The sequence below is a fragment of the Nostoc sp. CALU 546 genome, from assembly GCF_048836525.1.
Map to the genome: position 1 here is coordinate 1 of NZ_JAWJTF010000169.1, position 10,643 is coordinate 10,643.

At 41.1% G+C, this 10,643-nt stretch carries 9 protein-coding genes; 5 read left to right on the forward strand and 4 right to left on the reverse strand.

Annotated features, from left to right (window positions below; genetic code table 11):
* On the forward strand, positions 1-1,365 hold a 1,365-nt coding region (locus RRG12_RS40485), incomplete at its 5' end, for an EamA family transporter (protein ID WP_420763084.1).
* Between the two features lie 321 nt (positions 1,366-1,686).
* Here the strand turns inward: RRG12_RS40485 and RRG12_RS40490 are convergent.
* Both RRG12_RS40490 and RRG12_RS40495 read right to left on the reverse strand, forming a co-directional pair.
* A complete protein-coding gene (locus RRG12_RS40490) occupies positions 1,687-3,312 on the reverse strand; it encodes a PRC-barrel domain-containing protein (protein WP_420757914.1) in 1,626 nt (541 codons plus the stop codon).
* Complete coding sequence (locus tag RRG12_RS40495) at positions 3,313-3,525, reverse strand: hypothetical protein (RefSeq protein WP_420757913.1); 213 nt, start codon at positions 3,523-3,525, stop codon at positions 3,313-3,315. It abuts the gene before it with no gap.
* 476 nt (positions 3,526-4,001) lie between these two features.
* On the opposite strand from RRG12_RS40495, the gene RRG12_RS40500 reads away from it, so the two are divergent.
* The 4 genes from RRG12_RS40500 (at position 4,002) to RRG12_RS40515 (ending at position 8,056) form a co-directional block, all read left to right on the forward strand.
* Positions 4,002-4,511: a GNAT family N-acetyltransferase gene (locus tag RRG12_RS40500; RefSeq protein ID WP_420757912.1), complete on the forward strand. Its 510-nt coding sequence runs from the start codon at positions 4,002-4,004 to the stop codon at positions 4,509-4,511.
* A 168-nt stretch (positions 4,512-4,679) separates the two neighbouring features.
* Positions 4,680-5,276 (forward strand): cytochrome b/b6 domain-containing protein, encoded by a 597-nt coding sequence (locus tag RRG12_RS40505; RefSeq protein WP_069070015.1) that lies wholly within the window; start codon positions 4,680-4,682, stop codon positions 5,274-5,276.
* A 125-nt stretch (positions 5,277-5,401) separates the two neighbouring features.
* Positions 5,402-6,835: a bifunctional orotidine-5'-phosphate decarboxylase/orotate phosphoribosyltransferase gene (locus tag RRG12_RS40510; RefSeq protein WP_420757911.1), complete on the forward strand. Its 1,434-nt coding sequence runs from the start codon at positions 5,402-5,404 to the stop codon at positions 6,833-6,835.
* Positions 6,836-6,955: 120 nt separating this feature from the next.
* On the forward strand, positions 6,956-8,056 hold the full coding sequence (locus tag RRG12_RS40515; RefSeq protein WP_420757910.1) for an AI-2E family transporter: 1,101 nt from the start codon (positions 6,956-6,958) through the stop codon (positions 8,054-8,056).
* Positions 8,057-8,225: 169 nt separating this feature from the next.
* On the opposite strand, the gene RRG12_RS40520 is transcribed toward RRG12_RS40515, so the two are convergent.
* Together RRG12_RS40520 and RRG12_RS40525 are read right to left on the reverse strand one after the other, a co-directional pair.
* Positions 8,226-9,737, reverse strand: coding sequence for a pentapeptide repeat-containing protein (locus RRG12_RS40520; RefSeq protein ID WP_420757909.1), 1,512 nt, complete (start codon positions 9,735-9,737; stop codon positions 8,226-8,228).
* Positions 9,738-9,781: 44 nt separating this feature from the next.
* On the reverse strand, positions 9,782-10,643 hold an 862-nt coding region (locus RRG12_RS40525), incomplete at its 5' end, for a peptidylprolyl isomerase (protein WP_420763085.1).

Consider the following 10,643-nt stretch of genomic DNA (forward strand, 5'->3'; position numbering starts at 1 on the left):
AACGCCGCGAACCCAATTTCTGTCCCCAGCAAAGATTTGTCGGAAAACGAAACGAGATCAGAACCTCCTGCTGCTGTCGTTCCGCCACCAAAGGATAATGTCACCGAACCAACTTCTGTCCTGAATCAGGACTTAGCGGAAAACGAAACGACATCAGAACCTCCTGCTGCACCTGTGTCACAGCCGAGAATGAAGCGCCCTTCTCTAAGGCTAAATACTACTGAACCAATTTCTGTCCTCCGCAAGGATGTATCACAGAACAAAGCTCAATCCCCATCAACCACTGCGCTAGAACCACAGCCGGAAGCAAAACCCCCACAATCGCGATCGCGTAATTCCTCCGGTTTATCGCCGCTCCAAATTGGTTTCTTGTTGATTGTTTTATCAGCAGTGGTATCGTCGCTTTACAACGTAGCCATCAAGATAATTTTCCACCAAGGTTCCCAGATTTTTGGAGTATTAGAAGTAGAACAGTTGCTACCACCGACTTTGGGCAATACTCTATTAATTTTGACGCTACGGTTTATGGTAGTAGTACCACTGATGCTACTGTTATCTCCTATATTGCATCCAAGACTGTGGCAAGACTTGGAAAACTTGGCCGCTTCAGTCCGAGGAAATCCCACACCTACTAATGCAGCTACCAAGCAGATTTTGGTGTTATCGATTGTGAGTGGCTGCTTTTTGTTTTTATCTCAGGTGCTAATTTACATTGCGATCGCTCAAGTCACAACCGGAATGGCGATCGCACTGTTCTTTATCTATCCGATGGTTAGTGGTTTATTGTCGTGGTTTCTATTTCGCGATCGCCCTACAATATTCCGCATCGGTGCGATCGTCGCGATTTGCTGCGGTGAATTGCTAGTTTTGGGAGGCTCTCCCGCCATAGCTATGGGTAATACTTCAACGGGAAGTAGCACCGCCCTGCTTTCGGGCGTTGCTTTTGCGGCTTACATAATTTTGACAAGGGTTTGTGCTAGCAAACTGCATCCCGTAACTTTTACTTTAATTAACTTCGCTACCATGTTGTTGTTGAGCTTTATCTGCTTGATGCTACCTTTTTGGAACTTGGTAGTTGACAGTTCTAAGATGCTAGAACTGGTTTTAAGCGCGTTTATTTTGGGTGTGCTGACTCTTGGCGGCTATTTGCTCAACAATGTTGGTATTAGTAAACTAGGTGGCTCGCGAGCGGCGCTCATTGGTGGTACTATCCCAGTTTTAACGGTGATTTTCGCTGGGTTAATCATTCAAGAGAATTTGGAGATTGTGCAAATTCTGGGAGTGTTGTTAGTAACCTTTGGTGCGGCTGCTTTTAGCTTTGAAACAATGCGAAATCAGGTTAAACCCTCTAATCCGACGAATTAAATGGCGAGTTCAATCAGTTTAGGTGTGATGGGAGCTACTTTACCTCCCATCACTCACAGCATAAATCCTGACGCTAATACGCCCACTTCTAACTTCTCTAAATCATCTGTGACAAACAAGATCCCCAACTTCTCAAAGAAGTCGGGGATTTAAGTTTTCACGAATCATTTAGGACTGTTGTACAGGTGGACATATAGCCGTAGCCACATAGGTTAGGACATTTTGCAAACCCCAAGGCTAGGAATAGTAATACTTTTACCTCCTGCCTCCAGCAAGAACAAGAAATCCATAAAAACAAGTGTTGCCAACAGCATCGGTTGTTTATTTTACCCCATTACCATGATGCGCCAAGGCTGCCATTCCATATTCTGAAGCACGTAACTCCTGATCAGAGATTTCTGGCTCCTTGGTATAGACCGAACTCAGTAAGATATTCAGAACTCCACTTTCTTCAGCTTGACTAACAGCGCGATGTGTAATCAATTCACCTACATTCAGAATCACGTTGTCTTCTGGGTCAAGAATGACACGGGTAACTGGACGACCCAGAGCTTGTTCAATCCGTTGCTTCTTCATTGCCCGTGTGCCGCGTCCTTGTAAGTTTTCTGCCTTCACTTTCAAGGCTTGCCAAAAAGTGTTGAGATTCTCTTGAGCAATACTTGCCCCATCGCGCAGTTGAACTTTGTTTTCTAACCATCTGTCACTTGCGGTAGAACCGACTGCGGTTGCCAGAGTCAGACCGACAGCGTTCAGCAATTCTGCTTCTTTACCGTAAGTCTGGGCCCGATCCAGAAGAGATTCCGTCACAATTTGCCCAGATGCCGCAATAATTAAGCCATCGTTAGCACGCACTGTTTGTACGACTCTACGCCCTCTTGCCTGCTGGATCGCCACATGTCCTACCAGCGAATCAACCGAGTGACGCAGATTAGCGGCGCTACTGTGAGTTAGGCTCCCAATTCGATTGCTAGTAGATTCTGTTGCTGCTTGCAAATTGCGACTGATATTGACAGTCAGGCTACCACCCGTAGCTCGATAAAGTTCATCAAGGATACCCATGCGATCGGCTGCTTCTGCATCGACTAGCGTCACTTCCTGCCCCTGTAGTAGCAGTACATTCCCGTCTGGAGTCAGCACATCCCGCTCAACATGCTTGCCAATCACATATACCTTTTGCTCGGCAGGATCAACCAAATTGTTTGTTAGGGAAGCAGTTGCATCTCGATTGAGGTCTTGCAGTTTGCTGCTAGTAGCATCAGTTACAGCTTGCAATTGCTCACCTGCATTCTGACTTGCTTCCTGTAGCACACGGTTCATACTCTCTACTGAGCTTTGCATCTGCTCATTCACGGTTTGAGATGCTGTTTGCAATCTGCGATTGGTAGTCTCAGCCGATTCTTGTAATCTATCTCCAGTTGCCTGAACAACTCCTCGGATACCACCCACCTGTTCTTCCATCATTTGAGAGGTTTCTGGAGGTACAAAGGCAACATCATAACCAATTTTCAGGGCTTCACGAGCAGGAACGAACGACCGCCCTGAATAAGCATCGGCAAATACACCGCCAGAAACTTCGTATCCTTCCACCAGTCCACTATGCTCATCGAAGAACAAATCGACCAATCCACCGAGGTCAAGTCCCTCAGTAGTCAGAATTCTCTTTTTTCTCAACACGATATTTTGGTGCAGAATCTCTTTAATTGCAGGGACACGATGTGCTTTAACAACAGATTCTTTCGAGTTAACTACGATCGCATCCAACCCAATCGCTTGCACTTCTTCCAAAGGAATCACTTTTGCGTCTCGAAACAGTCCTTTTTCTGCAACGAGAAAACCCAAAAGTTGATTGCGTTTCTGGTCAAAAATTAAATCTATAATTCGGACAACTTTCTCGCCTGTGTCGTAGGTGACGACAACTTTATCTATAACATCACTACCTTTACGCATTTATCTATCCCTCCTATATTGATTTTCTTGTTCAATTACTTGTTGGTTAGTTGCTTGACCTTTAAGCTGAAAATATCGTCCCTCTCTACCAAAACCGGGAACGATATCAATCATGCCAAAGTATTCGAGTAATACCCCAAATATGGCAACAAGGATGATTAAAACAGTTATATTTGCTCCAGAATTAGAGCGTTTTCCTATGAGTCTAGGCATTGTATTTCATTATTTATTGTTGTTTTTTATTGTTGTAAACATTGCTGTAAATGTTATACAAGAAATTTATATCATTAAATTTAGTTAATGTGTTTATTTATTGGTATATACCTTACTTTAGATACTCTTTTGTAATCAAAAGATCCAAACGACATCTTTCCAAAGATAGATTGTTGAGTTAGTTCTTATCAATCTCTTATATAGGACTCATATTTGATTTCTGACAAAACTCAGTACAACTAAGAAGCCTTATTGACTGTAGCAAGATTGCCTATTGCCTATTGCCTGCCTACGCAAATTAGTTCAGAAATCAAAGCGGATTCCTATATTCTTGGAAAGAAATATTTTTGTTAGCCTCAATAGCATTGAATAACTGAAAAGATAATGTCATTTTTCCATTGGGGATTCGTTTCGTCGAGTTATACTGAGCGCATCTCAAAGTTAGGGTTAGGGTAGTACAAACAGCACAGTAAGTAATGTTTACGTTTCACCTAATTAATGAGAGTAATGCACGCGCTATCTTAAGTTGGCGATATGAGCCACCCTATGATTTATATAACTACTCAGAGCCAGAAGCTAATCTACTACAACATATTCTGCACCCCCAGAACACCTTTTACAGTATTCTGGATGAGAATGGCGAGTTAGTAGCTTACTGTTCTTTTGGACAAGATGGACAGGTCACTGGTGGTGATTACAATGAGCAGGCGTTGGATATTGGTATGGGGATTCGCCCTGACTTGACCGGACAAGGAAAGGGTGCTGAGTATGCCAAAGCCGTATTGGAATTTGCCAAAAGTTTATTTCAGCCAAAAGCTTTTCGGGTAACGATCGCAGCATTCAACAAGCGTGCGATCAGGGTATGGCAGAAATTGAAATTCGAGCATCAGCAGTCATTTGAGCGACGAAGTGATGGAATGCAATTTATCGTGTTATTACGATCAGACTGCTGTAAGACATCGCCCAATTGGGAAAATTTAGCTTAGAACAACCCTAGTCATACCTAAACTGACAGTTAAAACAGCAGATGGTAGAGCATCAATGTCAGAATACTGGATCTAATGATGGGAAAATAAAGGTAAGTTAACCATCCTCAAACTGGCTAGGCTATTTAACCAAGACAGGTAAACAGCGAATTTTATCAATCAAAATTTATGAATTCGACCATTCCTTCTCAAACTCGAAAGCCACCTACCCAAGCAATAGGAGCCAAAATTTTCCACTGGTGTAACATCATTAGTCTGTTTATCATGCTCACCAGTGGATTACAAATTTACAACGCCAACCCTGTTTTTGGTGGACGTGCAGGTTTGCACATTCCTCCGATATTTACTTTAGGAGGTTGGCTTGCAGGAGGTAGACACTGGCATTTTGCAGCAATGTGGCTATTCTCCCTAAATCTCTTATGGTATGGAATTTACATTTTAATTACCCGGCGTTGGCGACATCGGTTTGTCGGTGTCAATGACTTCAAAGCATTACAAAAAAGTCAAAATTCTAAGCGTCTAATTTATGCTTGGCATCGGATTGCATATACAGCAATTATTCCTATTTTGCTGCTGGCATTATTTACAGGAATAGGAATGTATAAACCTGCTCAGTTTCCCTGGATAGTGGATTTTTTTGGCAATTGGCAAGCATTGCGAATCGTTCACTTTGCCTCAGTGCCGCTGGTTATCTTATTTGCAGTGATTCACTCTCGATTAGGGCAGAAAGCTGGAGGCGCTCAACTAACAGAATCAATGTTTTAGTAAAAGAAACTCTGGTCATGGAGATAGATAGACGCGGATACTAATAACCAATGACAAATGACCAATAACAAATGACCAATAACAAATGACCAATGACAAATAACAAATGACTCTTTTTAAAAAATATGAACTTTTTTGATAAATTGAATGGAAATATCTTGCAAAATCAAAGCTTACTGTTTGTAGGACTTGATCCAAATCCAGAGATGATGCCTGTGCGTTATGAATCTGAAGAACTCATTGCTGGTTTGGAGAAGTGGTTACAATTCATTATTGCTGAAACTGCTGATTTCGTTTGTGCTTATAAACCTACACTTGGCTTCTACGAAGCGTTAGGTATTCCTGGTTTAGAACTGCTGTACAAAACTTTAGCAGCTATTCCAGCCCACATCCCAGTTATTTTAGATGCCAAACACAGCGACTTAAATACTAGTACCATCTTTGCTCGGACTGTGTTTACAGAATGGCAGGTAGATGCAATAACTCTTAGCCCCTATACAGGACAAGATCATGTAGCACCTTTTTTGGTCTATCAGGGTAAAGCGGTATTTATTTTATGCTGTACTTCTAATCCAGGTGCAGAAGCTTTACAGCAATATCCTACAAACGAATCACCTCTTTATTTACAGGTGGTAAAAGAATCAAAAACTTGGGGAACTCCAGAACAATTGGGTTTGGAAGTGGGAACTACAAAACCTGAAGTATTAGCACTTATCCGAGCGATCGCGCCGGAACGAATTATTATGGCGCGTAGCATCTGGGCGGAGGGTCAAAACCTGAAGCAAATTTTAGAAGTAGGCTTGAATGCTAACGGTGATGGTTTGCTGATTCCTGTTCCTCAAGATATGTTGGGAAACACACAATTATCTGAGCAAATCCAGTCTTTACGCGCAGAAATTAATCAAATAAAAGCTGAAATTATTCACGAAAATTCCACGTGTTCTGTGTGGTTTCCTGATGTTTGTTTGCTAAATCAGCATCCCCATCAGGATTTAATTTTACAACTTTATGATATTGACTGCATTATGTTTGGCAGCTTTGTCCAAGCATCGGGAGCTATATTTCCTTATTACATCGACTTACGCAAAATTATTTCCAACCCTCAAGTTTTTAATCAAGTTCTCACAGCTTATGAGGACATTTTGAAAAACCTGAATTTTGATAGGTTAGCAGGTATTCCCTATGGTTCTTTACCTACTGCGACTGGTTTAGCTTTGCGCCTTCATTGTCCAATGATTTTCCCTCGTAAAGAGGTTAAGGCACACGGAACGCGGAGAGTAATTGAAGGTAACTTTCACCCTGGTGAAACAGTTGTAGTGGTTGACGATATTCTCATCAGTGGCAAAAGTGTCATGGAAGGGGCAGGAAAGTTAGAATCAGCAGGATTAAATGTTAATGATATTGTAGTATTTATCGACCATGAACAAGGGGTAAAAGATAGATTACAGCAAAATGGTTATCGTAGTCATGCGGTTTTAACTATTTCAGAAATTACTAATACTTTGCATCAAGCAGGGCGAATAAATGAGGAGCAATTTTTAGCTTTTGCTGAAAGTTAAAAATTGGAATAGTAGGGAGCAAGGAATGGGGAAATATTTTTCTTATCTATTTTCCCTTAAGTCTATTTAATTCTCAAGTTCAATGTATAAATTAGAATAATTTTGATTTTAAAATTAACTATGAATTTTTCACTGAATCAACTACTTAGATGGTTAATTTTTACGCTACTATTTCCTCTAGCTTTTCTTAATGGTTGGCTAGTATTTTTACTGGTTAAAAATTTTCAACCTGTCGTAACAATTCTTGTCTTGGCTACCTTGCTGGCATTCGTTTTAAACTATCCTGTTTCAATTATTCAAAAGCGAGGACTTAAACGTGGCTATGCAGTAGCGTTAGTTTTTATATCAGCATTGATAATTATCGTTGCTCTGGGCATTACTTTATTACCCATTGTTTTAGAGCAATTTAATGAGATGGTTAAAGTCTTTCCCCAATGGATTGATTCTAGCGAAGAAAAACTTCAGATTGTAAATGAATGGTTTTTTAGACACAGAATAAATGTGAATCTAAGTCAGCTATTAGCAAAAATTACTGAGCAATTACCCAATGAATTAGAGTTTGTTTCAGACAAGCTTTTAAGCATTATCATAGATACAATTGATAGTATTTCTGAGGCGTTAATCATTGTAGTCCTGACTTTTTATCTATTGTTAGATGGGCCAAGGATTTGGGAGGGTATATTTAAGAAGTTACCTGGAAGTATAGCTCAACAGGTAAGCCAGTCTATTCAGCAAAACTTCCAAAATTATTTGATTGGTCAGGGAACTTTAGCTTTGCTGATGGGTGTTTCAATAACATTATTATTTTTAGCTTTTCAAGTCCAGTTTGCTTTACTCTTTGGTTTGGGAGTTGGGCTTTTGAGCTTAATTCCCTTTGGTGATGTTGTTAGTCTTGTTGTAATAACTTTCATTATAGCTACACATAACTTTTGGTTAGCAGTAAAGGTTTTTGCGGTAGCTGTTGTCATTGACCAGTTAATTGATCAGGCGATCGCACCACGTCTTTTAGGTAAAATTACTGGCATTCGACCAATATGGGTATTAATTGCTTTGCTTGTCGGAACCAATGTTGGTGGAGTTTTAGGTTTACTAGTCGCAGTACCTACAGCTGGTTTTATTAAAGATGTAGCAGATGGGTTTTTTAAATCTAGTGATTCCGATAATGCTGTTAATGGTGAAGCAGGATCAGAATTGTTGGCAGAAGAATCAATCTTGCCATGAGTAATGAGTAATAAGTAATGAGTAATGAGTAAATACCCATTTCTCATCCACTTATTACTCATTTAAAGTCCTTTGACATCCTCACCGGGCTAAAGCTACGGTGATTCCAATCTTGACTCCTGACTCCTGAATTCTGTTCGATAAAAGATTGACTCAGGTTTCCATAAGCTTACGATAACTGGAAGACAGAACTGTTGTTTGGATCAATATTTGTACTAATGTCAGCTTGGGTAAAGGTAGTGCCAAAGAGGGTCAATAACAACTGTCCAGTACCAAAACCTGCATTATTAGCGATGCCATCTCCTAATCGGAACTGACTATTACCGTTGACAATACGCACATCTATTGCAGCAATACCACCGAAAGAAAGGATATCTCCCCCTGCTCCTGTTACAAATTCGTTGATTCGGTCTTGACCATCACCCAAGTTATAGCGAATGGTATCGCTGCCATTTCCTCCAGTAAGTGTGTCATTGCCAGCGCCACCATTGAGATAGTCATTACCTGCACCACCGGTGAGATTGTCAGCGCCAGCACCACCAAACAAGGTGTCATTTCCACCGCCACCAAATAGAGAATCAGCGCCTAAACCGCCGTCTAGATAATCATTCCCTGCATTACCAATTAAGGTGTCATTCCCTGCAAAGCCAAAGAGATTATCGTTGCTGCTGGTTCCGGTGAGGGTGTTGTTAAATTCATCTCCAATATTTAGACCAATTGCATCATCTGCGATCGCACCAGTCAGATCCGCTCCCACGAAAATGGCATCAGTGAAATTTGCTTTAGACAGATCAGCGTTTCTCAAGTTGGCATCTGTGAAATTTGCACCAACAGCAAGTCCATTAAAAGAAAAACCTTCTGCGTTGGCTTGGGTAAAGTTAGCTCCACTCAAATCAGTATCAGCAAAGTCAGCCCCACTCAAGTTTGTTACTGTAACATTGCCATTGGCATCTATAAAGGAACTAAAATCAGCACCAGTTAAAATCAAATCTTCTGCGGAAACGTTGCTAAAATTCGCACCACGAAACCTAACATTACCTGACTGTGTTGGATTTAGTAGTTCTACATCACTGATGGAGACATCACTGAAATTAGCCAGGTCAAAAATAGAGTTCTGTAAGGTCAAATCCGTGAAGTTTGTCAGACGAAAGTCAGCCCCCGTTGCATCGACGTTGACCAAAATAGTACTATCCAACTCAGCCTCTAGAAAGCTGGCATTCACGAGCGTTGCACCTGTAAAGTCAGCGGCTTTTAGCTTCGCCTTAAATAAATCGGCTCCCGTGAAGTTAGCACCTCTCAGGTTGGGGCGCTCAGATTGTTCACCACTGAGATTAGCTTCCCGCAAATTAGCATTAGTCAGGTTAGCATTTGATAGATTGATGAATTTCGTGTTAATCAGCGACAGATTAGCCTGTCTCAAATTGGCCCCACTGAAATTGACATTTTCTAATGTCGCCTTGAACAAATTAGCTGGTTGAGAAAAGTTATTATTAGGGGCAAAAATTGCACCAGATGCATTTACGTTAAATAGCTTTGCTTCTTCAAAGTTAGTGCCTCGCAACCCTGTATTGACGAATTGAACATTTGTAAGGGTAGCTTTGAAAAAATTGGAGCCATTTAAGTTTTGACCGTTAAAATTGTTTCCGACTAGGCTTTGTTCACTAAAGTTGAAAGCTGTCATATTATGCTCCTCAAAAAAAATTAAGCGGTTTCAAAGTTAAGGAATCAAGCTGGTTTTTGTACTTCAACTTGTTGTTGAGAAGTTTGTTGTTGCAGTTGCTCTTGTAACCAAGAAGAGAAAAGTTCGTTGAGCAATCGTTGCTGCATAGGTTCGTTAAGTTGGGCTGGTATCAGCTTTTCCAGCCGCACAATTACCCACCAATCTCCGATGTGGGTTGGTGGCGATATCTGCTCTGGTTGGCTGATGGCAAGGATTCGGGCTAGTTTGGGATGGGGTGTACTCAATGCAACTGGCCCCACTAAGCCACCAGCCTGAGCTTCTCCACCTTGAGAGTATTGCCTTGCAACTTCAGCAAAGGACTGTTCGCCTTCTACCAGACGGAAGTAAAGTTCTTGAGCAACAGCCGCATCCCGAAGGCGAATTAAAGAGTAGATAACATGATCAAGCTTTGGCTTGAGTTTGTAAAAGTGCGAGTCTAATTTACTACCCCAAGTGGCTTGTTTAAACTTTTCAATTCTCAGGTTACGGGTTGCTAAATCTAAAAATTGTGTTTCAGTTATGTTCTGCTGCTGCAACCAATTTTGACGTTGAGCTTCTGATGTCAATTGATGCTGTTTGCACAAGTCTTGGTAACACTTGGCTTCTTCTTCTGGTGTGCAGCTAAAGGGTGCGATTGCTTCATCAATCAAAAGTTCTTCCTGGAGCTTTGATAGCAGTTGGTATCGATTCAAGAGAGGGATAATATCTTGAGTTGTTACCGTCTGGTTATGCACTTGTAAGAGTGTTGTTGATGAATTTGAGTGATTATCTTGAGTCGTGGTAATCAGTTCTAACTGAGCTTTTTTATGTAGAGAAATTAGATTACTGCTCTGATTTTCTTGCTGTTGTATCCATTGCAGATGTTGG